This is a genomic window from Streptomyces sp. NPDC056061 (genome assembly GCF_042266885.1).
Classification (GTDB): domain Bacteria; phylum Actinomycetota; class Actinomycetes; order Streptomycetales; family Streptomycetaceae; genus Streptomyces.
In genome coordinates this window covers 88,954-110,174 of sequence record NZ_JBHJWQ010000020.1, presented here as the reverse complement: position 1 = coordinate 110,174, position 21,221 = coordinate 88,954, and the positions used below count along the sequence as shown (strand labels likewise).

The window sequence follows — 21,221 nt, the reverse complement described above, 5'->3', positions numbered from 1 at the left end:
GAAAACCTTTGCAACGTGGGCCGACGACCGGACCCCGTCGTCCGGTTGGATCCCCGCCACCCTACCGGCGTGGGGTGGCGGGGCCGAACCGTGTGTCCGCCTGCTGGACGCCGCTCGGATGAGCGGAAAACGTCTCATCGTGCGGGCCGTGCGGCGCCTCTCGTCAGGCGGGCTGGGTCGCCGAGGCGATGCGTTCGGCACGCAGCGCCTCGTACCAGCGGTCGTCGGTCGGCGGCAGCGCGTTCACGTCCAGGGCCAGCTTCAGCAGCAGGTCCGCGATCAGCGGGTTCCGGGCCATCACGGGACCGTGCATGTACGTGCCGAAGACGGTGTCGTTGTACGCGCCCTCGGTGCCGTCGCCGGTGCCGTTGCCCCGGCCGAACTGCACCCGGGCGAACGGGCGTGCCGTGGGTCCGAGATGGGTGACGCCCTGGTGGTTCTCGAAGCCGGTCAGCGGCGGCAGGCCGAGCCGCGGGTCGATGTCCGCGAGCACGTCGCCGACGCACCGGGCGCCCTCGCCCCTGGTGGAGACCACGTCGAGCAGGCCGAGACCGGGCTCGCGCTCGCCGAGGTCGTTGATGAACTCGTGGCCGAGGATCTGGTACCCGGCACAGACCGAGAAGATGATCGCGCCGTTGGACGCTGCCCGGCTCAGCCCGCCGTCGCGGCGCAGCCGTTCCGCGGCGAGCCGCTGCGGACGGTCCTCGCCGCCCCCGACCAGGTAGATATCGCCGGACGTCGGGATCGGCTGGTCGCTGCGGACGTCGACGCGCTGCACGTCGAGACCGCGCTGCCGGGCCCGGCGCTCGACCACCAGGACGTTGCCCTGGTCGCCGTAGGTGCTGAGAAGGTCCGGGTAGACCCAGACGACACGCAGACCGTTGTTGCTCATGCTTCGTCCTCTCCGGAGGGGGCCGGGGCCGGGGTCAGTTGCCGACACGACGGCGCAGGTCCTGGAAGGCGGTGTAGTTGGCGATGACCTCGATGCGGCCGGGCGGGGCCTGCTGCACTGCCTCGTCGAGGCTCTCGCAGACCCGGAAGTCGAGCCCGGCGACCTCGAGACGGACCGCGAGGTCGAGCTTGCGGTCGCCGAGCACGAAGATCGGGTGGCCGGCCAGCTGCGTGTAGTCCACGTCCCAGAGCCACGAGGTGTCCGTGCCGTCCGCGCCCCGGGCGTTGACGGAGAGGATCACCGGGGTGGGCGGCGGGTCGATCAGCGAGAACGTCTCCAGCCACCCCGCCGGGTTCTTCGCCAGCAACAGCCGCAGTTCGCGGTTGAGGAAGGCCACCACGTCGTAGCGGCCCGCGACGGCCTGCACCTGGTACATGCGTTCCAGCGCGACCTGCGGCGGCACGCCGAAGACGGCGGCCACGGCGGCGGAGGTGGCCGCGTTCGCCTTGTTGGCACGGCCGGGCAGCTGGAGGTGGATCGGCCAGGCGGAGCCGTGCGGGTCCAGGACGTAGTCGCCGTGCAGGACCCAGCTGGGCGCGGGGCGGCGGAATCCGCACTCGCCGCAGAACCAGTCGTCACCGGGGCGCTGCATCACACCGCCGCAGGACGGGCACGACCAGGCGTCGTCCTTCCACGCCTGGCCCGCCGCCACCCACACCACATTGGGGGAGGAGGACGCCGCCCAGACGATCAGCGGGTCGTCGGCGTTCGCGACGATCACGGCCTTCGAGCCGGACAGCCCCTCGCGCCACTTCTCGGCGAGCATCCGGGTCTCCGCGGCACGGTCCAGCTGGTCCCGGGAGAGGTTGAGCAGCGCGATCACCTTGGGCGTCGTGTCGCGGGCGACCCCCGCGAGGTACTTCTCGTCGACCTCTATCACGCCGTACTGCGCGTCCGAGCCGCCCGCCAGGGCGGACGTGATGCCCGCCGGCATGTTCGCGCCGAGCGCGTTGGACACGACCGGGCCCGCCGCGCGCAGCGCCTCGGCGATCAGCCGGGTCGTCGTCGTCTTGCCGTTCGTCGCCGACACGAGGATCACGTCCAGGTGTTGCGCCAGCCGCCCCAGCAGGTCGGGGTCGAGCTTGAGCGCCACCCGGCCGCCGATCACCGATCCGCTGCCGCGCCCCGCGGCGCGCGACACCGCCGCCGCGGCCTTACCCGCCGTCACGGCCAGCTTGGCCCGCGGCGACAGCGGCTCCGTGTTGCCTGCCATCGTCCTAGATCCTCCTTGCATCGGTCCACGCCCAGCCTATCGATGTCCGGCGGGGCGACCGCACCGCGGCACCTCCGGGACGGTGCGGGGGCCTCGGGAACGTACGATGGCCGCCATGCGAAACCGCCCGATCCCCGGCAGTTCCGGCCTGATTCGCGCCATGAGTCTGCTCGGTGATCCGGTGCTGCACGGCGCCTGCGAACCGGTCACGGACTTCGGCCCCTCGCTCGCCCGTCTCGTCGAGGACATGTACGCCACCATGTACGCGGCAGGCGGTGTGGGACTCGCGGCCAATCAGATCGGAGTCCCGCTGCGGGTGTTCGTGTACGACTGCCCGGACGACGAGGACGTCCGGCACCTCGGCCACCTCGTCAATCCCGAACTCGTCGAGGCGGACGGGGTCGTCGTGCGCGGGCCGGAGGGCTGTCTCTCGCTCCCCGGCATCGAGGCCGGCACCCCGCGCTTCGACCGGGCCGTCGTCGAGGGCACGACCGTCGCGGGCGAGACGGTCCGGATCATCGGAACCGGGTTCTTCGCCCGCTGCCTCCAGCACGAGTGCGATCACCTGGAGGGCAGTGTCTACACGGACCGGCTCACGGGGCTGCGTCGGACCAGGGCACTGCGGGCGGCCCGCCGGGCACCCTGGGGGCGCAGCGGCTGAGTGCGCGGGGCGCCCGGCCCGGCGCATCCGGTCCGGCCTCCGGTCGGACGGCGCCGCCCTCGGAGCGCGCGTCAGAACCCCGGCCCGCCCGGCCGGTCGTCGGCGGCGGCCAGCCTGCCCCACAGCAGATCCGCCAGGTTGCGCACCAACTGCTCGCGGGAGCAAGGGCGTTCACCGAGCCACCAGTCGCCCGCGGCGTGCATCATGCCGACGATGCCGTGCCCCCAGATGCGGGCCGCGGCCTCGCCGTCCGGACCCGGGTCCACCCGCTCGGCGATCACCGCGGCGAGTTCCTCGCCCAGTCGCCGGAGCAGTGGGGCGGAGTGCCGTCCGACGTCGAAGCCCTGCTCGGCCGAGTGCGCCGAATCGTCGGACGGATGCATCAGGAAGCGGTAGACCTGCGGCCGGGCCTCGATCGCCGCGAGGTAGGTGTCGAGCGTGGATTCCACCCGGCGGCGGCGTTCGGCGGGTGCGTCGAGCGCGGCGCGCAGCGCGGTCAGCAGGGCGTCGGTGTGGCGCTTGGCGAGAGCTCGGTAGAGGCCGCCCTTGTCGCCGAAGTGCCGGTAGAGGATGGGCTTGGTGATTCCGGCCTCCGCCGCGATGGCGTTCATCGAGGCGCCCGGCCCGTCCCTGAGCACCACGCGGTCGGCGGCCTCCAGCAGTTCGCGGCGGCGGTTCTCGGCCGCCGTCCGCTGCCGTTCGGCCTGTTGTGTGGTGTCCATGTCGCCTCTCCCCGCCACTGCCCGTACGCGTGCCCGTGCGTCCTGCCTGCGCAACGTAACACCCTGCCCGCGTGGTGCGCGGGTCGGTGCCGGGCCGGTTGACATGGGCTACTTGTCGGTAACAGACTGCTGTTACCGCAAGTAACTCGTGGTTTTTCAAGGCAGTACCTGGAGGGGACGATGGCCGAGTTCACGCTCGAACTCAACGACGACCAGAAGCAGGTCCGTGACTGGCTCCACGGCTTCGCCGCGGATGTGATCCGTCCGGCGGCCTCGGAGTGGGACGAGCGCGAGGAGACGCCCTGGCCCGTCATCCAGGAGGCCGCCAAGGTCGGAATCTACTCCCTCGACTTCTACGCCCAGCAGTTCTTCGACCCGACGGGGCTCGGCATCCCGATGGCGATGGAGGAACTGTTCTGGGGCGACGCGGGCATCGCGCTGTCGATCGTCGGCACGGGCCTGGCGGCCGTGGGCGTCCTCGCCAACGGCACCGAGGAACAGATCGGTACCTGGATCCCGCAGATGTACGGCGACGCCGACGATGTCAAGGTCGCGGCCTTCTGCTCCTCCGAGCCGGATGCCGGCTCCGACGTCGCCTCGATGCGCACGCGCGCCGTGTACGACGGGGCGAAGGACGAGTGGGTGCTCAACGGCACCAAGACCTGGGCCACCAACGGCGGCATAGCCAACGTCCACGTCGTCGTCGCCGTGGTCGATCCGGAGCTCGGGTCCAAGGGGCACGCCTCGTTCATCGTGCCGCCGAACACGCCCGGCCTCTCCCAGGGACAGAAGTTCAAGAAGCACGGCATCCGTGCCTCGCACACTGCCGAGGTCGTGCTGGAGGACGTGCGGATTCCCGGCCACTGCCTGCTCGGCGGCAAGGAGAAGCTCGACCAGCGCCTGGCCAGGGCACGGGAGCGCGCCACTTCCGGCGGCGAGCGGGTGAAGAACGCGGCGATGGCCACCTTCGAGGCATCCCGGCCCGCGGTCGGCGCCATGGCGGTCGGCACCGCCCGCGCCGCGTACGAGGTAGCGCTCGACTACGCCATGACCCGCACCCAGTTCGGCCGGCCGATCATCGACAACCAGGGCGTCGCCTTCCAACTGGCGGACATGCGCACGCAGATCGACGCGGCCCGGCTGCTGGTCTGGCGCGCCTCCTGGATGGCCACCACCGGCAAGCCGTTCACGGCGGCCGAGGGCTCCATGTCCAAGCTGTACGCGAGCGAGACGGCGAAGAAGGTCACCGCCCAGGCCGTGCAGATCCTCGGCGGCAACGGCTTCACGCGCGAGTACCCGGTGGAGCGGATGCACCGGGACGCCGCGATCTACACCATCTTCGAGGGCACGAGCGAGATCCAGCGCCTGGTGATCGCCCGCACCCTCTCGGGCATGCAGATCCGCTGACGCGGTGCGGGGCGTCGGCCCCGGTACCGGCATCCCGTCCGGAAGCCGGGTCGCGCCGGGGCCGTTGCGACCCCCGGCACGACCGCGGCGCGGCGCCGACCGCGCGACCGGTCAGGCGGGCAGTTGCGCCTCGATGGCGGCGACGAGCTCCGGGGACTCCGGATCCGTGCCGGGCCGCAGCCGGGCGACCGGCTCGCCGGTCGACGAGATGAGGAACTTCTCGAAGTTCCACTGCACGTCACCGGCCTCGCCGTCCGCGTCCGCCAGGCCGGTCAGCTCGGCGTAGAGCGGGTGGCGCCCCTCGCCGTTCACGTCGGTCTTCTCCAGCAGCGGGAAGGTGACCCCGTACGTCGTCGAGCAGAACGTACGGATCTCCTCCGCACTGCCCGGCTCCTGCCCGGCGAACTGGTTGCAGGGCACCCCGAGAACGGTGAAGCCGCGGTCCGCGTACGTCTTCTGGAGCCGCTCCAGCCCCGCGTACTGCGGGGTGAGCCCGCACTGGGACGCGACGTTCACCAACAGGACGGCGCGGCCGCGGTAGTCGGCCAGGGATGTGGGCTCGCCGGAGAGGGTGCGCAGGGGGATGTCGTACAGCGCCATGAAGTGCTCCTTGTGAGGGTGGCTTCCAACAGCCATTGTCCTGCCCGCGTGTTGATCGGCACGAACTCGAACGCCCGGCCGCCCGCGCCCGTCGGACGGCAGGCCAGCGGCACGTTGCCCGACGGCGGCACCGGGCGGTTCTCCGGAGCGGCGTTCTCCTTCGCCGTTCGGGAAGGGGACGGGTGCCGACGCAGGGGAGCGGTACGAGCTCGCGCGGGCGGAGCGTCGGCGGCGGGGCCCCAACCGTGCCGACGTGACGTGCCCCGGTGCCCGCCCCTCCGCCGTGGTCGCGCGGCCGCGGACGCGGAGCCTTCCGGGCCCGGACCCGCCCCGCGCGACCACCGTCCGAGGCAGCACGGGACCGGCCGCGGACGGCTCGCCGAACCGAGCCGTCGGGCCCGCGCAGTCCGCCCGATGGAGCAACCGGCCCGCGCACCCGCCGCATCCACGACCGAGATGCGTTCCGCCCCGCCCGCTGCTGCAATGGCGAAGGCACGGCCCCGGCGGACCGGGGCGGGTCGAGACGGCGAGGAGCCGGCATGAGCGGCGCGAGCGACGAGACGGGACCGATCGACTACCTGGTGGTGGAGTTCCCGGCGGGGAGCCGGACGGGGGAGGGACTGCCCCTGCTGGTCGACCTGGTCGACCGGGGCATCATCCGGGTCCTGGACCTTGCCTTCGTCAGGAAACACCCGGACGGCACGGTCGAAGGCGTGGAACTCTCCGAACTGACCGGCGACGGCGGCACCGGCCTCGCCGTGTTCGAAGGGGCCTCGTCGGGGCTGCTCGACCGCGACGACATCGGCGAGGCGAGTGCGGTTCTCGAACCGGGAAGCACCGCCGCGATCCTCGTCTACGAGAACGTGTGGGCGGGCCCGTTCGCGGCCGCCCTGCGCCGTTCGGGCGGACGCGTCGTTGCCGACGGGCGCATCCCGGTCCAGGAACTCCTGGCCTCGCTCGATGCGGCCGAGGCCGAGGTCTGAACCGGTCGGGCCGACGGAGCCCGGCAGCACCGGACGGACGGCCCCGGCGGGCACGCCCCGTCCCGCGCCGAACGGTTTCCCGGCGGGCCCGGCCGGTCCGTCCCCGCCCCGCAGAGCCGGCCCCGCCCCGCGGAGCCAGTCAAAGGAGATGCACCATGCCAGGTCTGCTTCGCGACGTCGCCCGTACGGCGGAGGCCACCGACACGCCCACCGCCGTCTCCGACCGGGTGTCCCGGCGCCAGACGGGCCGCTGGGCGCGGCAGGACGAGGCCGCCGCGGCCGCGCCGCACCCCACCACGCTCGCGCCGGAGGAGGAGATGAGCAACAAGATCGCCCATCTCAAGGAACTCGGCGATCTCAGGAGCCGGGGCGTGCTGTCCGAAAGCGAGTTCGAGGCCCAGAAGGCCGGCCTTCTCGCCTCCTGACCGGCCCCGGGCCGGCGCTCACCGGCTCTTGTCGTCCCACGGGGTGCCCAGCCAGCCGTCGAAGCTGCGGACCAGCGCCACCAGGGCGGCGGCGAGGCGCCAGTCGACCCACGGCGCATGGGCATGGATCTCGTCGTCCGACGACCGGAACTCCAGCGGGACGTCCCGGCCCGCCCGCCAGATGACGCGCCGCGGCCCGCGCGCCGCGTCGCCGTCGCCGGTCAGCACACTGCCCACGCCGATGGCCACCTGGACGGGGAACAGCAGCCACCACACATACCACCAGCAGATCCGGCCCTTGAACCCCACCGCCTCGGGGCACCCCTGCTGGGCGACCGTCCACCGGGTCCGCAGCCCCTTGCCGGCGAGGGCCTTCTCGCGGACGAACGTGCCGATGAGCTCGCCCTGCGCGCCCCACACCTGATAGGTGACGACCCCGTCCGCCGCGGACGCCGTGGACAGGGTGGCGATGCGCGCCCGGCGTTCGGGGCCGGCCCACAGGACGAAGGAACGCGCCCCGGTCTTGCGGGCCGCCAGATAGGCGGGTATGCCGCCGGGCGGCAGCTCACGCTCCACATGGGCGACCACGCGCGACTCGCCACCGGGCGCGTCGGCGAACTCGATCACATGGCCGACGGGCGCGACCGCGCCCGGCACGGCCTCCGGCTCGGACCTCGCGCCCTGCCGCCCCCGCCCGGTGCCGTCCGGCCGGGGTACCGCCGCCAGTGTCAGTACGCTGCCCACCCGTGAACTCCTCCGTCGTGCGCTGTTCGGCAGTCGCCGAGTAGACGGCCGACCTGAGACGATCGTCGGATGGACCCCGCCGACTCCCTCTTCGACCCGGACCCCGGGGACGGGTACGAGGACGACTCGCCCGACGACCGGACGCCCCGGCGGCCGACGGTGCGCTGCCGCCTGTGCGGTCGCCCGCTCACCGGGACGGAGTCGCGCCGCACCGGCCTCGGCCCCGCCTGCGACGCCAAACTCCATCCGGCGCCGCCGGACATCCCCACCCGCCGCCATGAGGTCGAACAGGACCCGCTGCCCGGAATCTGAGGGCATCCGCACCGATGGCCGGTTACCCCTTCAGGCTCCGGAACAGCCCCTCCTGCACCACCGACACCAGCAGCTTGCCCGCGCGGTCGTAGATCCGGCCCCGCGCCAGGCCGCGCCCACCGGTTGCGATCGGCGACTCCTGGTCGTAGAGGAACCACTCGTCCGCCCGGAACGGCTGGTGAAACCACATGGCGTGATCCAGCGAGGCCATGTCGAAACCACGCGGACCCCACAGCGGCTCGACCGGAATGCGGACCGCGTCGAGCAGCGTCATGTCACTGGCATACGTCAACGCGCAGGTATGGACCAGCGGATCGTCACCCAGCGGCCCGACCGCGCGCATCCAGACCGCGCTGCGCGGGTCCGCGCCCCGCACCTCGTCCCGCGTCCAGCGCAGCCGGTCGACGTACCGGATGTCGAAGGGCTGGCGGCGGGCCATCCGCTCCAGCGCCTCCGGCAGCACCCCGAGGTGCTCCCGCACCTCGTCGGCCACGGTCGGCAGTTCCTCGGGGCCGGGAACCTCCCGCGCGGGCGGCAGCTGATGCTCGAAACCCGCCTCCTCCGGCCGGTGGAACGAGGCAGTCAGGCTGAAGATCGTCCGCCCCTGCTGGACGGCCGTGACCCTGCGCGTGGTGAACGACCGGCCGTCCCTGATGCGCTCCACCTGGTAGACGATCGGCACCCCCGGACGCCCCGGACGCAGGAAGTACGCGTGCAGCGAATGCACCGGCCGGTCCCCGTCGGTGGTCCGGCCGGCCGCGACCAGCGCCTGCCCGGCCACCTGCCCGCCGAACACGCGCTGCAGCGACTCCTGGGGGCTGCGGCCCCGGAAGATGTCGACCTCGATCCGCTCCAGGTCGAGCAGGTCGACAAGGCGTTCGGCGGGGTTCGTCATGCGGTTCGTCTCCACTCTCGCAACGGCGCCGCCCCCACGGCGTACGCCCTCACAGCTGACCGACGGAAGTGACCCGGACGACGGCCCGGCCCTCCTCGTCGGAGGCGGCCAGATCGATCTCCGCGCCGATGCCCCAGTCGTGGTCGCCGTTCGGATCGGCGAACGTCTGCCGGACCCGCCACATTCCGTGCGCGGCGTCCTCGTCGATCTTCAGCAGCTTCGGCCCACGGGCGTCCGGACCGGTGCCCAGCTCCTCGTACTCGTCCCAGTACGCGTCCATCGCCTCGCCCCAGGCGTCCTCGTCCCAGCCGGACTCGCCGTCCAGCTCGCCCAGTTCGGCGACCCTGTCCAGCGCGGCCAGCTCGACCCGGCGGAACATCGCGTTGCGCACCAGCACCCGGAAGGCGCGGGCGTTGGCCGTGACCGGCTTCACCTCGTCGGCCTTCTCCTGGGCCTCCTCGGCGGTCTCCAGCTCCGGGTTGGCGAGCTGCTCCCACTCGTCGAGCAGGCTGGAGTCCACCTGGCGCACCATCTCGCCGAGCCAGGCGATCAGGTCCTGGAGGTCCTCGGACTTGAGATCGTCGGGGATGGTGTGCTCCAGCGCCTTGTACGCGCTCGCGAGGTAGCGCAGCACGATGCCCTCGGTCCGGGCCAGCTCGTAGTGGGAGGTGAACTCCGTGAACGTCATGGCGCGTTCGTACATGTCCCGGATCACGGACTTCGGCGACACCGGGTGGTCGCCGACCCACGGGTGGCTCCGGCGGTAGACGTCGTACGCGTGCCACAGCAGCTCGCTCAGCGGCTTCGGGTACGTGACCTCCTGGAGCAGCTCCATCCGCTCCTCGTACTCGACACCGTCCGCCTTCATCTGCCCGACCGCCTCGCCGCGCGCCTTGTTCTGCTGCGCCGCGAGGATCTGGCGCGGGTCGTCGAGCGTCGACTCGACGACCGAGACCATGTCCAGCGCGTACGAGGGGGACTCGGGGTCCAGCAGATCGAACGCGGCAAGCGCGAAGGTGGACAGTGGCTGGTTGAGCGCGAAGTCCTGCTGGAGATCGACGGTGAGCCGGACGATGCGGCCCTCGGCGTCCGGCTCGTCGAGCCGCTCCACCACACCGCCGTCCAGCAGCGAGCGGTAGATCGCGATCGCCCTGCGGATGTGCCGCAGCTGTGCCCGGCGCGGCTCGTGGTTGTCCTCCAGCAGACGCCGCATCGCCTCGAAGGCGTTGCCGGGACGCGCGATCACGGACAGCAGCATGGTGTGGGTGACCCGGAACCGGGAGGTCAACGGCTCCGGATCGGACTGGATCAGCTTGTCGAAGGTGGTCTCCGACCAGGCGACGAAGCCTTCGGGCGCCTTCTTGCGGACCACCTTCCGCTTCTTCTTGGGATCGTCGCCGGCCTTCCGGACCGCCTTCTCGTTCTCGATGACGTGCTCGGGCGCCTGCGCCACCACGAAGCCCGCCGTGTCGAAACCGGCCCGCCCGGCGCGGCCCGCGATCTGGTGGAACTCCCGGGCCCGCAGCGTGCGCACGCGGGTCCCGTCGTACTTGGTGAGGGCCGTGAACAGCACCGTGCGGATCGGGACGTTGACACCGACACCGAGGGTGTCCGTACCGCAGATCACCTTCAGCAGACCCGCCTGGGCGAGCTTCTCCACCAGGCGCCGGTACTTCGGCAGCATGCCCGCGTGGTGCACCCCGATGCCGTGCCGGACGTAGCGGGAGAGGTTCTTGCCGAACTTGGTGGTGAAGCGGAAGTTGCCGATCAGATCGGCGATCTTCTCCTTCTCCTCCTTGGTGCACATGTTGATGCTCATCAGCGACTGCGCCCGCTCGACGGCCGCGGCCTGGGTGAAGTGCACGATGTAGACCGGCGACTGCCGGGTGTCCAGGAGCTCGGTGAGCGTCTCGGTGATCGGGGTCAGCCGGTATTCGTAGCTGAGCGGGACCGGCCGGGTCGCCGAGCGGATCACGGAGGTGGGGCGGCCGGTGCGCCGCGTCAGGTCCTCCTCGAACATCCTGACGTCGCCGAGCGTGGCCGACATCAGGACGAACTGTGCCTGTGGCAGTTCCAGCAGCGGGATCTGCCACGCCCATCCGCGGTCCGGCTCGGCGTAGAAGTGGAACTCGTCCATCACGACCTGGCCGATGTCGGCGTACTTGCCGTCACGCAGCGCGATCGAGGCCAGCACCTCGGCCGTGCAGCAGATCACCGGGGCGTCGGCGTTGACCGAGGCGTCGCCGGTGAGCATGCCGACGTTCTCCGTGCCGAACAGCTTGCACAGGTCGAAGAACTTCTCCGAGACCAGCGCCTTGATCGGCGCGGTGTAGAAGGTGACCTTGTCCTGAGCCAGCGCCGTGAAGTGCGCACCCGCCGCGACCAGGCTCTTCCCGGAGCCGGTCGGAGTGGAGAGGATCACGTTCGCACCGGACACCACCTCGATCAGCGCCTCCTCCTGAGCCGGATAGAGGGTGATGCCCCGGGTCTCGGTCCATGACGAGAATGCCTCGAAGAGGGCGTCGGGGTCGTCGGTCGGGGGCAGCTGATCGATAAGGGTCACGCCCCCCATCTTGCCTGTCTTCCGCCCGGATGAGGGAACCGGACGACCGTATGAAGATCATGGGCGATACGCTGCCCACTCAACTCGGCCGCCCCTGGGCGGTCATGGCGGCAGGACGACTCCGGGGGCGGGAAGCACCATGATGGGACCGGCACACTCACTGTCAGGGGCGGCGGCCTGGCTGGGGGTGGGGGCGGTGGCCGCGGGCACCGACCACGCGATGCCCTGGCCGGTGCTCGTCGTCGGGGCACTGATCACCGCGGGGGCCGCGCTCGCCCCGGACCTCGACCACAAGTCCGCGACCATCTCGCGCGCCTTCGGGCCGGTCTCCCGGGGTCTCTGCGAGATCGTCGACAAGCTCTCGCACGCCGTCTACAAGGCGACCCGGTGTTCCGGCGACCCGCGCAGGAACGGCGGCCACCGGACTCTCACGCACACCTGGCTGTGGGCGGCCCTGATCGGTGCCGGGGCCTCCGCCGCGGCAGTCACCGGCGGCCGGTGGGCGGTCCTGGGAATCCTCTTCGTCCACCTGGTGCTGGCCGTCGAAGGACTGCTGTGGCGGGCCGCCCGGATGTCCAGCGACGTCCTGGTGTGGCTGCTCGGTGCGACCAGCGCCTGGACACTCGCGGGCATCCTGGACCAGCCGGGGCACGGATCGAACTGGCTGTTCACCGATCCCGGACAGGAATACCTGTGGCTCGGGCTGCCGATCGTGCTCGGCGCCCTCGTCCACGACATCGGCGACGCGCTGACCGTCTCCGGCTGCCCGATCCTGTGGCCGATACCGGTGGGCCGCAAGCGCTGGTACCCGATCGGGCCGCCGAAGGCCATGCGGTTCCGGGCCGGCAGCTGGGTGGAGCTGAAGGTGCTGATGCCCGCCTTCATGGTGCTCGGCGGCCTGGGCGGGGTGGTGGCGCTGAACGTCCACTGACCCCGGCGCCCGGTGACGGCCGCGGGGACCGCCCGTCCGCGCCCCGAGCCGCCTCCCGAGGCGCCCGGTCACCCGCGCCGCACCCACCGGCACCGCGGGGTCGGCCCGCCCGCCGTCCGCCGAGGGCGGGCCGACGGGCGGGGAGCCGCACGGCACCCGCGGCACGATCGCTGCTCAGCCGTGCCAGGACCGCCACAGCGCCGCGTACGCGCCGTCCGCGGCCACCAACTCGTCGTGGCTGCCGAGTTCGCTGATCCGGCCGCCTTCCACCACCGCGATCACATCCGCGTCGTGGGCGGTGTGCAACCGGTGGGCGATCGCCACGACCGTTCGGCCGTCCAGCACCCGGGCCAGCGACCGCTCCAGGTGCCTGGCGGCCCGCGGATCCAGCAGCGACGTCGCCTCGTCCAGGACCAGCGTGTGCGGATCGGCGAGGACCAGCCGGGCCAGGGCGATCTGCTGCGCCTGGGCCGGAGTCAGCGCCAGACCACCGGAACCGACCTCGGTGTCCAGCCCCTCCTCCAGGCCCCTCGCCCAGCCGTCCGCGTCGACCGCCGCGAGGGACGCCCACAGCTCGGCGTCCTGGGCGGTCGTCCTGGCGAGCAGGAGGTTGTCCCGCAGCGACCCGACGAACACGTGGTGCTCCTGGTTGACCAGCGCCACGTGCGTCCGCACGTCCTCGGCCCTCATCCGCGACAGCTCCGCGCCACCGAGCGTGACCTCACCCATGCGCGGGGCGTAGATCCCCGCCAGCAACCGGCCCAGCGTGGACTTGCCCGCCCCGGACGGCCCGACCAGCGCGAGACGCGTGCCGGGTGCGACGTCCAACGACACCTCGTGCAGGACGTCCAGCCCGGCACGGTAGCCGAAGCGCACCTCGTCGGCACGCACGTCCCGACCGTTTGGGACGATCCGCGCATCGCCCGCGTCCGGCTCGATGTCCCGCACGCCGACCAGCCGGGCCAGCGACACCTGCGCCACCTGCAACTCGTCGTACCAGCGCAGGATCAGGCCGATCGGATCGACCATCATCTGTGCCAGCAACGCGCCGGTCGTCAGCTGCCCGACCGTCAGCCAGCCCTCGATGACGAACCAGCCGCCGAACATCAGGACCGCGCCGAGGATCACCACATAGGTGGTGTTGATGACGGGGAAGAGCACGGAACGCAGGAACAGCGTGTACCGCTCCCACGCGGTCCACTCCTTGATCCGCCGGTCCGACAGCGCGATCCGGCGCGCGCCCAGGCGGTGCGCCTCGATCGTCCGCCCGGCGTCCACGGTCTCCGCCAGCGTCGCCGCCACCGCCGCGTACCCCGCGGCCTCCGAACGGTACGCGGACGGTGCCCGTCGGAAGTACCAACGGCACCCCAGAATCAGGACGGGCAGGGCGATCAGGACCGCGAGGGCCAGCGGCGGGGCCGTCGCGGTGAGCGCGGCGAGCAGCAGCCCGGCCCACACCACGCCGATCGCCAGCTGCGGAACGGCCTCGCGCATCGCATTGGCCAGCCGGTCGATGTCCGTGGTCATCCGCGACAGCAGGTCACCGGTCCCGGCCCGCTCCAGCACGCCCGGCGGCAACGCGACCGACCGCACGAGGAAGTCCTCGCGCAGATCCGCCAGCATCTCCTCACCGAGCATCGCGCTGCGCAGCCGCATCATCCGGGTGAACACGGTCTGCACGACCAGCGCCAGCGAGAACACGACGGCGGTGCGTCCCAGATGGAGGTCCTCGACACCGGCGGAGAGGTCCTCGACCAGCCCGCCCAGCAGGTACGGGCCGACGATCGACGCGATCACGGCGACGGCGTTGAACGCGATCAGTACGGCGAACGGTCCGCGGTGACGCCGCAGCAGCCCCCGCACATAGCTCCGCACGGTGACGGGGGTGCCCACCGGCAGGGTCGTCGCCGACTCCGGTGCCGCGGGGTCGTACGTCGGTTCCGCGACGCCGATCATGCCCGTTCCTCGACTTTCTCGATCGTCCTGGGTGCGTTCCCGCCGATCGGGTTCGCGATCTCTTCTTCCGTCTCGCGCGTCACGACCGCCCGGTAGCGCGGTTCCACGCGCAGCAGTTCCCGGTGCGTTCCGACCGCGACGACCGTGCCCCGGTGCATCAGCGCCACCCGGTCCGCCAGGTCGAGCAGCAACGGCGACGAGGCGAACACCACGGTGGTGCGGCCCTGGCGAAGCTCCTTGATGCCGGCGGCGACCCGCGCCTCCGTGTGCGAGTCGACGGCCGAGGTCGGCTCGTCGAGAACCAGCGCTTCCGGGTCGGTCACCAGCGAGCGGGCCAGTGCGAGCCGCTGTCGCTGACCGCCGGAGAGCGAGCGGCCGCGCTCGGTGATGCGCGTCGACATCGGGTCCCCGTCCGTGGCGGCGGACGCCTGTGCCAACGCGTCCAGCACATCCCCGCACCGGGCGGCGGACAGCGCCTCCTCGGCGGACACCCGGCCGGACGACGGCACGTCCAGCAGGCCGCGCAGGGTGCCCGAGAGCAGTACCGGGTCCTTGTCCTGCACCAGGACGGCGGTGCGGGCGGAGTCCAGCGGGAGTTCGTCCAGCGGCACGTCGCCGAGCAGCACGGACGGCGGTCCGTGCCCCGTCCGGCCGTCGGCCGGACCGTTCTCCGCCGTGCCGCTGCCGTCCTTGTCGGCCTCGGGGTTTTTGCCGGCGGGGGTGTCGGGGCCCGTGTGCGGGGCCGTGTCGTTGTGCGCGTGTCCGCCGAGGCGTTCGGCAAGTCGGCCCGCTTCGTCCGGATCGCCGCAGACCACCGCGGTGAACAGGCCCGCCGGGGCGAGCAGCCCGGTGGCCGGGTCGTACAGATCGCCGGTCGGCGCGGCGTCGATGGTCGAGGGCCGGTCGGCGCGGCGCAGCGACAGCACCCGGACCGCGCGCCGGGCGGAGGGCCGGGAGAAGGAGTACGCCATCGCGATCTCCTCGACGTGGCGCAGGGGGAACAGCAGCAGCGTCGCCGCGCTGTAGACCGTGACCAGTTGACCGACCCCGATCCGGCCGTCGCGGGCCAGCACCGCCCCGTACACGACCAGTGAGATCAGCAGCAGGCCCGGCAGCAGCACCTGGATCGCCGAGATCAGCGACCACATCCGTGCGCTGTGCACCGCAGCGGTGCGGACCTCCTGCGAGGCACGCCGGTAGCGGTCGAGGAACAGCCGCTCGCCGCCGATCCCGCGCAGCACGCGCAGTCCGGCGACGGTGTCCGAAGCCAGTTCGGCGGCCCTGCCCGCCTTGTCGCGCTGCAGGTCGGCGCGCCGGGTGGCCCGGGGGAGCAGGGGCAGTACGGCGAGGGCCAGCACGGGCACGGCGAGCGCCACCAGGATGCCCAGCGAGGGAAGGTAGAGGACGAGCCCGACACAGATCAGTACGAGGGCGGCGGCCGCCGCGGCGAAGCGGGAGAGGGCCTCGACGAACCAGCCGATTTTCTCGACGTCACCGGTGGACACGGCGACGACCTCGCCCGCGGCGACCCGGTGGGTCAGCGCCGAACCGAGTTCGGCGGTCTTGCGCGCCAGCAGCTGCTGGACGCGTGCGGCGGCGGTGATCCAGTTGGTGATGGCGGCCCGGTGGAGCATGGTGTCGCCGACCGCCATCAGGACGCCCAGGACGGCGATGAGACCGCCCGCCCACGCGAGCCGACTGCCGGAGCGGTCGACGACGGCCTGTACGGCGAGGCCGACGGCGGGGGGAAGGCCTGCCAGGGAACACTGGTGCAACAGACCCCACAAGACGGCCCTGAGCTGGCCGCCGAGCTGATTGCGGCCGAGCCAGAGCAGGAAATGGGGGCCCGACCGTACATCGGGATCACCGGGGTCCGAGTACGGAAGATCGCGAATTTGCATGACGTCCCATGGTTCGGTGTGCTGAATTGATCAGCGAATGTCGCAAACTGTCCAAGGCTCGCCCTAATGGGTTCACCCGGGCAATTGAATTTTTCCATGATGACGTTGAGCAGCAGCAGGATCCGGCCGCGGAACCCCTGCGTCCAGGAGTGGGTGCTCGCGGGGGAGCGCCCTGCCGGGGGCCTGCGGGGACCGGGCCGGCCCCGGCTCGGCGGAGCCTTTCCGCAGCCCGGTCCCCACAATCCCGTTCGCGGATCGGTCAGGACTTCTCCGGATCCTCCGAATCCATCCCGGAACGTGCCTTCTTCCACTCGCCGCGGGTAAAGTCCGGAATCTGCTGCGGCGCGCCCTGGGCCTTGATGGACAGATGGCTGAGCGGCACCGGCGCCGTCCACGTCGCCGCGTCGTACACGTCGAAGTCCGGCACGAGACCGAGCCGCATGCACTGCATCAGCCGGAATACCAGCATGTAGTCCATGCCGCCGTGCCCTCCCGGCGGGTTGGCGTGTTTCTTCCAGAGCCAATGGTCCCACCGGGCGTACGCGGAGAAGTCGCCCCAGCTGTCGTCGGTGTGGTCCGGCTCTAGGTAGATGCGCTCCGGATAGTCCTCGAAGACGCCCTTCGTCCCGCCGAGGCTGTTGATCCGGGAGTACGGGTGCGGGGTGGACACGTCGTGCTCCAGCCGGATGACCCGCCCCTTGGCGGTCCGGACGAGACTGATCGTCCGGTCGCTCTCGATGTAGGTCTCCTTCCAACTCGGGTCGTCGGCCGGCATGTTGTTCCTGCGGTACTCGGCGAGTCCCAGCGACGGCGATCCGGCACTGGTGATGCTGACCGCGCGGTCGCCGCGATTGATGTCCATGTAGTTGGCGACCGGGCCGAAACCGTGGTTGGGGTAGAGGTCACCGCGCAGCCGGGTGTGCCACAGCCTGCGCCAGGGGCCCTCGTAGTAGTCAGGGTCGAACATCAGGCCGCGCAGATCATGGTTGTACGCGCCCGCACCGTGCAACAGGTCACCGAAGAGCCCGGCGTGCGCCATCCGCAGCACCCGCATCTCGTTCCGTCCGTAGCAGCAGTTCTCCAACTGCATGCAGTGACGCCTGGTGCGCTCGGAGAGGTCGACCAACTCCCACAGCTGGTCGAGCCGGAGGGCGATCGGGCACTCCACGCCGACGTGCTTGCCGTTCAGCAGGGCGGTCTTCGCCATCTCGAAGTGGAAGTCCCAGGGCGTCGCCACGTAGACGAAGTCGATGTCCCCGCGCTTGCAGAGATTCTCGTAGTCGTCCTCGCCACTGGCGTAGACGGCCGGCGTGGGCTGCCCCGCCGCGGTCACCTTCGCCGCCGCCCGTTCCGCCTTGGCCCGGACCGGGTCGCACACCGCGACGACCCGGACGCCGCCGACGGCGAGGAAGAGATCGATCATGCTGCCACCGCGATTGCCCAGGCCGACGAGACCGACCCGAACGGTGGAGCGCCGGTCGAACGGCACCCCGACCATGGTCCGTCCCCGGCGCTTCGGAGCGGACGACCGGTCCGAAGCGGCGGCGTCCGGGCTCCGGGCGGGTCCGGCGGCGTACGCGCTCCCGCCGCCGAGGCCGCCGAGGCCGAGCCCGGCCCCCGCCACCCCGGCAGTCGTCCACAGGACCGAGCGACGGCTCATCGAACCCTCGTCGTCCTCCCGCATACCGCCGTCCTGCTGTGCTGCGTCGTTCATCGATCCTCCAGAAGGGGGGGGTCTGACGTGCGCGGCCGGTGAATGAACCTCGTGCAGGACCTTGGTGGTCGAGGCCGCTGATGCGCAAGGGGAGCGATTGGACTCCCGGGCCGAAACCATGGACTTTTGTGGGCGTACGAAAGCCCGGCGGCTCGGAGACGACCGAACCGCCGGGCTCATCTCGTGCCTGCCGCGGCACGAGGACATCAACGGGAAAGCCGGGGCCGTTGGACGACCGGGACGGGCCGGGGCGTCGGACGGCCTGCGGCGATCACCGCGCCACGGGCCCCGGCCGCGTCGCCCGCTCCAGCTCCATCAGCACGGAGTAGTACGAGTGTCCCGTGGCCCGGTCCATGCCGATCTCGCACATGCGGTTGGCGGAGAGGTGGGCGTCGTACTCCCGCGTGTTCACCTCCGCGGCCTCCTTCGCCGTGGCGGACGCGGTCAACTCCTTGTGCAGCATGCCGCGGTCGCCCGCGAAGGCGCAGCATCCGGCGTCGTCGGGAACGACCACCTCGTGCGCGCACGCCTCCGCGACCGTGCGCAGCTGGTCCACATCGCCCAGATGCTGCATGGAGCACGTCGGATGCAGCACCGCCGAATCGATTTTCCGGAGCACGGTCAGTTCGGGGAGCAGCTCGTCGGCCGCCCAGACCAGGGAGTCGACGATGGTCAGCTCCCGGTGCAACTCCTTGTTGTCGTCGGTGAGATAGGGCACCACCTCGTGGGCGATGCCCAGGGTGCACGACGACGCGTCGACGACCAGGGGCAGCCTTCCGCCCGCCGTCCAGCCCCAGGCTGCTTCCACGATGCGGTTGGCCATCAGGGTGTTGCCCTCGTCGTACCCCTTCGAGTGCCAGATCGTCGCGCAGCAGGTACCCGCGACGTCGTCCGGAATCCACACCGGCTTCCCGGCGCGGGCGGACACGGCGACGACGGCCTGCGGCAGCGACGGGCCGCGATGGCCCTCGGGGCCGCCGAAGATGCGGTTCACGCACGCCGGGTAGTAGACGGCGCTCGCCCCGGCACGGGAGGTGCGGGGCAGCTTCCGTGCGGCGGCGCCGGGGATCTCGGGCAGCCACTCGGGCACCAGATCGGGGCGAACGGCCTTGCGGGCGAGCCCGGTGATGGTCTCCAGCGGGCCGTCGCCGAGCCGGTCCTCGATCCGCCCGGCCGCCGCGACCGCGAGTCGTGCCGCCGCCTCCACAGCCTTGAAGTTCTTCGCGGTGAGCGCCGCGACCCGCTCCTCGCGGGCGGAGTGCCGCCGGTGGCGGAAGTCCTTCATCATGGCGCCCGTGTCGATGCCGACGGGACAGGCCAGCTTGCAGGTCGAGTCGCCCGCGCAGGTGTCGACGGCGTCGTAGCCGTACGCCTCCAGCAGGCGCGATTCGACCGGTGCGCCGCCCGGCTGCCGCATCATCTCCCGGCGCAGCACGATGCGCTGGCGGGGCGAGGTGGTGAGGTCGTGGCTGGGGCAGGTGGGTTCGCAGAAGCCGCACTCGATGCAGGGGTCCGCGATCAGTTCGACCTTCGGGATCGTCTTGAGCCCGCGCAGATGGGCCTTCGGGTCGCGGTCGAGCACGATGCGCGGGGCCAGCACCCCGTCGGGGTCGATGACCTGCTTGGTGCGCCACATCAGCTCGGTCGCCCTCGGGCCCCACTCCAGCTCCAGGAACGGGGCGATGTTGCGGCCGGTGGCGTGTTCCGCCTTCAGGGAGCCGTCGAAGCGTTCCACGGTAAGTCGGCAGAAGTCGTCCATGAACGCGGCGTACCGGTCGACGTCGGACGGCTTCGCCGCGTCGAAGGCGAGCAGGAAGTGGAGGTTGCCGTGCGCCGCGTGCCCGGCGACGGCGGCGTCGAAGCCGTGCTCCGCCTGGAGCGCGAGCAGCTCCTCGCAGGCGTCGGCGAGCCGTGACGGCGGCACCGCGAAGTCCTCCGTGATCAGCGTCGTCCCCGAGGGGCGGGAGCCGCCGACAGCGGTGACGAACGCCTTGCGGGCCTTCCAGTAGCCCGCGATGACCTTGGCATCGCGGGTGAACTCGTTGCTTACCGAGGCCACGGGCGCGACCAGGTCGAGCCCCTCGACGACGGCGGCCGCGGCCCGCTCGTACGTCTCCTGGCCCGCTTCGTCCGGGGCCCGGAACTCCACCAGCAGCGCCGTGGTCTCCTTGGGCAGCTCGGCCCAGTCCGCGGGCACGCCCTGGACGCTCACCGACGCGCGCAGGGTGTTGCCGTCCATCAGTTCGACGGCGATCGCCCCGGCCTCGTTGAAGCGGGGCACCGCGGCCGCTGCCGCGGTCAGCGAGGGGAAGAACAACAGGGCGGTGGACACGCGCCGGTCCAACGGGAGCGTGTCGAACACGACTTCGGAGATGAAGCCGAAGGTGCCTTCCGAACCGACCATCAGACCTCGGAGGATCTCCACCGGCGTCGAGCCGTCCAGGAAGGCGTCGAGCCGGTAGCCGTTGGTGTTCTTGATCTCGTACTTGGCGCGGATTCGTGCCGTGAGCGCGGCATCCGCCTCGATGTCCGCCTTGAGCGCCATCAGTTCCTCGCAGAGCCGGGGCTCGGCCCGGGCCAGGTCCTCGTCCGCCGCGGGATCGCCGGTGTCGACGACCGTGCCGCTCGGCAGCACGAAGGTGAGGGAGGAGACGGTGCGGTACGAATTGCGGGTGGTGCCCGCGGTCATGCCGGAGGCGTTGTTGGCGACGACTCCGCCGATCGTGCAGGCGATGGCACTGGCCGGGTCCGGGCCGAGCAGGCGGCCGTACCGGGCGAGTGCCGCGTTGGCCCGCACGACGGTCGTGCCCGGCCGGATGCGGGCCCGCGCGCCGTCCTCCAGCACCTCGATGCCCGCCCAGTGGTGGCGCACGTCGACCAGGATGTCCTCGCCCTGGGCCTGGCCGTTCAGGCTGGTGCCGGCCGCCCGGAACACGACCTCGCGCCCCTTGCCATGCGCGTACGACAGGATTGCCGAGATGTCGTCGATGTCCTCCGGGACCACGACGACCCGGGGGACGAACCGGTACGGGCTGGCGTCGGAGGCGTACTTCACCAGGTCGGAGACCTTCCACAGCACCTTCTCCGGCCCCAGCAGGCGGATCAGGTCGCCGCGCAGTGGTTCGGGCGTACCCGTGGCTCGCCCGTCGGGGACCCGGTCCGGGGACGGCGTGCGCACGGTTCCGGGGCGGAGTGCTTCCGGCTTGGGCTCCAGCAGTGGCATGGCGGGCTCTCCTCGGCGG

Annotated in this window: 17 protein-coding genes; 6 read left to right on the top strand and 11 right to left on the bottom strand. The window is 71.6% G+C overall.

Annotation, left to right across the window (positions count from 1 at the left end; translation table 11 throughout):
* Nucleotides 1-163: 163 nt before the first annotated feature.
* Both ACFC79_RS25875 and ACFC79_RS25870 read right to left on the bottom strand, forming a co-directional pair.
* Nucleotides 164-892: a type 1 glutamine amidotransferase gene (locus ACFC79_RS25875; RefSeq protein WP_376244288.1), complete on the bottom strand. Its 729-nt coding sequence runs from the start codon at nt 890-892 to the stop codon at nt 164-166.
* A gap of 34 nt (nt 893-926) precedes the next feature.
* Nucleotides 927-2,165: a MurT ligase domain-containing protein gene (locus ACFC79_RS25870; RefSeq protein WP_376244285.1), complete on the bottom strand. Its 1,239-nt coding sequence runs from the start codon at nt 2,163-2,165 to the stop codon at nt 927-929.
* A 115-nt stretch (nt 2,166-2,280) separates the two neighbouring features.
* On the opposite strand from ACFC79_RS25870, the gene def reads away from it, so the two are divergent.
* Nucleotides 2,281-2,826 (top strand): peptide deformylase, encoded by a 546-nt coding sequence (def, locus tag ACFC79_RS25865; RefSeq protein ID WP_376244283.1) that lies wholly within the window; start codon nt 2,281-2,283, stop codon nt 2,824-2,826.
* Nucleotides 2,827-2,897: 71 nt separating this feature from the next.
* Here def and ACFC79_RS25860 read toward each other — a convergent pair whose 3' ends face one another.
* Entirely contained in the window at nt 2,898-3,548 is a 651-nt protein-coding gene (locus tag ACFC79_RS25860; protein ID WP_376244280.1) for a TetR family transcriptional regulator, read from the bottom strand.
* A 180-nt stretch (nt 3,549-3,728) separates the two neighbouring features.
* Here ACFC79_RS25860 and ACFC79_RS25855 point away from each other — a divergent pair, with 180 nt between their 5' ends.
* On the top strand, nt 3,729-4,955 hold the full coding sequence (locus tag ACFC79_RS25855) for an acyl-CoA dehydrogenase family protein (protein ID WP_376244277.1): 1,227 nt from the start codon (nt 3,729-3,731) through the stop codon (nt 4,953-4,955).
* A 111-nt stretch (nt 4,956-5,066) separates the two neighbouring features.
* Here ACFC79_RS25855 and ACFC79_RS25850 read toward each other — a convergent pair whose 3' ends face one another.
* Nucleotides 5,067-5,555: a glutathione peroxidase gene (locus tag ACFC79_RS25850; protein WP_376244274.1), complete on the bottom strand. Its 489-nt coding sequence runs from the start codon at nt 5,553-5,555 to the stop codon at nt 5,067-5,069.
* Between the two features lie 539 nt (nt 5,556-6,094).
* Here ACFC79_RS25850 and ACFC79_RS25845 point away from each other — a divergent pair.
* Both ACFC79_RS25845 and ACFC79_RS25840 read left to right on the top strand, forming a co-directional pair.
* Nucleotides 6,095-6,538, top strand: a complete 444-nt coding sequence (locus ACFC79_RS25845) for a DUF6325 family protein (RefSeq protein ID WP_376244272.1) — start codon at nt 6,095-6,097, stop codon at nt 6,536-6,538.
* Between the two features lie 155 nt (nt 6,539-6,693).
* Nucleotides 6,694-6,963, top strand: a complete 270-nt coding sequence (locus ACFC79_RS25840; RefSeq protein WP_376244269.1) for an SHOCT domain-containing protein — start codon at nt 6,694-6,696, stop codon at nt 6,961-6,963.
* Between the two features lie 18 nt (nt 6,964-6,981).
* Here ACFC79_RS25840 and ACFC79_RS25835 read toward each other — a convergent pair whose 3' ends face one another.
* Nucleotides 6,982-7,707, bottom strand: coding sequence for a hypothetical protein (locus ACFC79_RS25835; protein WP_376244266.1), 726 nt, complete (start codon nt 7,705-7,707; stop codon nt 6,982-6,984).
* A 69-nt stretch (nt 7,708-7,776) separates the two neighbouring features.
* Between ACFC79_RS25835 and ACFC79_RS25830 the strand changes: the two genes are divergently transcribed.
* On the top strand, nt 7,777-8,019 hold the full coding sequence (locus tag ACFC79_RS25830; protein ID WP_376244263.1) for a DUF6011 domain-containing protein: 243 nt from the start codon (nt 7,777-7,779) through the stop codon (nt 8,017-8,019).
* A 22-nt stretch (nt 8,020-8,041) separates the two neighbouring features.
* Here ACFC79_RS25830 and ACFC79_RS25825 read toward each other — a convergent pair whose 3' ends face one another.
* Together ACFC79_RS25825 and ACFC79_RS25820 are read right to left on the bottom strand one after the other, a co-directional pair.
* On the bottom strand, nt 8,042-8,914 hold the full coding sequence (locus tag ACFC79_RS25825) for an acyl-CoA thioesterase (RefSeq protein ID WP_376244260.1): 873 nt from the start codon (nt 8,912-8,914) through the stop codon (nt 8,042-8,044).
* Nucleotides 8,915-8,963: 49 nt separating this feature from the next.
* Complete coding sequence (locus ACFC79_RS25820; RefSeq protein WP_376244258.1) at nt 8,964-11,477, bottom strand: DEAD/DEAH box helicase; 2,514 nt, start codon at nt 11,475-11,477, stop codon at nt 8,964-8,966.
* A 139-nt stretch (nt 11,478-11,616) separates the two neighbouring features.
* On the opposite strand from ACFC79_RS25820, the gene ACFC79_RS25815 reads away from it, so the two are divergent.
* Entirely contained in the window at nt 11,617-12,408 is a 792-nt protein-coding gene (locus tag ACFC79_RS25815) for a metal-dependent hydrolase (protein ID WP_376244255.1), read from the top strand.
* A 174-nt stretch (nt 12,409-12,582) separates the two neighbouring features.
* On the opposite strand, the gene ACFC79_RS25810 is transcribed toward ACFC79_RS25815, so the two are convergent.
* The 4 genes from ACFC79_RS25810 to ACFC79_RS25795 all read right to left on the bottom strand — a co-directional run bounded on the left by ACFC79_RS25810 (nt 12,583) and on the right by ACFC79_RS25795 (nt 21,202).
* A complete protein-coding gene (locus tag ACFC79_RS25810) occupies nt 12,583-14,364 on the bottom strand; it encodes an ABC transporter ATP-binding protein (protein ID WP_376244252.1) in 1,782 nt (593 codons plus the stop codon).
* The gene (locus tag ACFC79_RS25805) at nt 14,361-16,265 is read right to left on the bottom strand and encodes an ABC transporter transmembrane domain-containing protein (RefSeq protein ID WP_376244249.1); all 1,905 of its coding nucleotides are present in this window, start codon (nt 16,263-16,265) and stop codon (nt 14,361-14,363) included. Before ACFC79_RS25805 ends, ACFC79_RS25810 begins: the two co-directional genes overlap by 4 nt.
* 259 nt (nt 16,266-16,524) lie before the next feature.
* On the bottom strand, nt 16,525-17,979 hold the full coding sequence (locus ACFC79_RS25800; protein WP_376244247.1) for a Gfo/Idh/MocA family protein: 1,455 nt from the start codon (nt 17,977-17,979) through the stop codon (nt 16,525-16,527).
* 271 nt (nt 17,980-18,250) lie between these two features.
* On the bottom strand, nt 18,251-21,202 hold the full coding sequence (locus ACFC79_RS25795; RefSeq protein ID WP_376244244.1) for an FAD-binding and (Fe-S)-binding domain-containing protein: 2,952 nt from the start codon (nt 21,200-21,202) through the stop codon (nt 18,251-18,253).
* Between the last annotated feature and the right edge of the window lie 19 nt (nt 21,203-21,221).

Coding starts and splice junctions, on each gene's coding strand:
- ACFC79_RS25875 (WP_376244288.1), bottom strand. CDS start 892: ATGAGCAACAACGGTCTGCGTGTCGTCTGGGTCTACCCGGACCTTCTC.
- ACFC79_RS25870 (WP_376244285.1), bottom strand. CDS start 2,165: ATGGCAGGCAACACGGAGCCGCTGTCGCCGCGGGCCAAGCTGGCCGTG.
- def (WP_376244283.1), top strand. CDS start 2,281: ATGCGAAACCGCCCGATCCCCGGCAGTTCCGGCCTGATTCGCGCCATG.
- ACFC79_RS25860 (WP_376244280.1), bottom strand. CDS start 3,548: ATGGACACCACACAACAGGCCGAACGGCAGCGGACGGCGGCCGAGAAC.
- ACFC79_RS25855 (WP_376244277.1), top strand. CDS start 3,729: ATGGCCGAGTTCACGCTCGAACTCAACGACGACCAGAAGCAGGTCCGT.
- ACFC79_RS25850 (WP_376244274.1), bottom strand. CDS start 5,555: ATGGCGCTGTACGACATCCCCCTGCGCACCCTCTCCGGCGAGCCCACA.
- ACFC79_RS25845 (WP_376244272.1), top strand. CDS start 6,095: ATGAGCGGCGCGAGCGACGAGACGGGACCGATCGACTACCTGGTGGTG.
- ACFC79_RS25840 (WP_376244269.1), top strand. CDS start 6,694: ATGCCAGGTCTGCTTCGCGACGTCGCCCGTACGGCGGAGGCCACCGAC.
- ACFC79_RS25830 (WP_376244263.1), top strand. CDS start 7,777: ATGGACCCCGCCGACTCCCTCTTCGACCCGGACCCCGGGGACGGGTAC.
- ACFC79_RS25825 (WP_376244260.1), bottom strand. CDS start 8,914: ATGACGAACCCCGCCGAACGCCTTGTCGACCTGCTCGACCTGGAGCGG.
- ACFC79_RS25815 (WP_376244255.1), top strand. CDS start 11,617: ATGATGGGACCGGCACACTCACTGTCAGGGGCGGCGGCCTGGCTGGGG.
- ACFC79_RS25810 (WP_376244252.1), bottom strand. CDS start 14,364: ATGATCGGCGTCGCGGAACCGACGTACGACCCCGCGGCACCGGAGTCG.
- ACFC79_RS25805 (WP_376244249.1), bottom strand. CDS start 16,265: ATGCAAATTCGCGATCTTCCGTACTCGGACCCCGGTGATCCCGATGTA.
- ACFC79_RS25800 (WP_376244247.1), bottom strand. CDS start 17,979: ATGAACGACGCAGCACAGCAGGACGGCGGTATGCGGGAGGACGACGAG.
- ACFC79_RS25795 (WP_376244244.1), bottom strand. CDS start 21,202: ATGCCACTGCTGGAGCCCAAGCCGGAAGCACTCCGCCCCGGAACCGTG.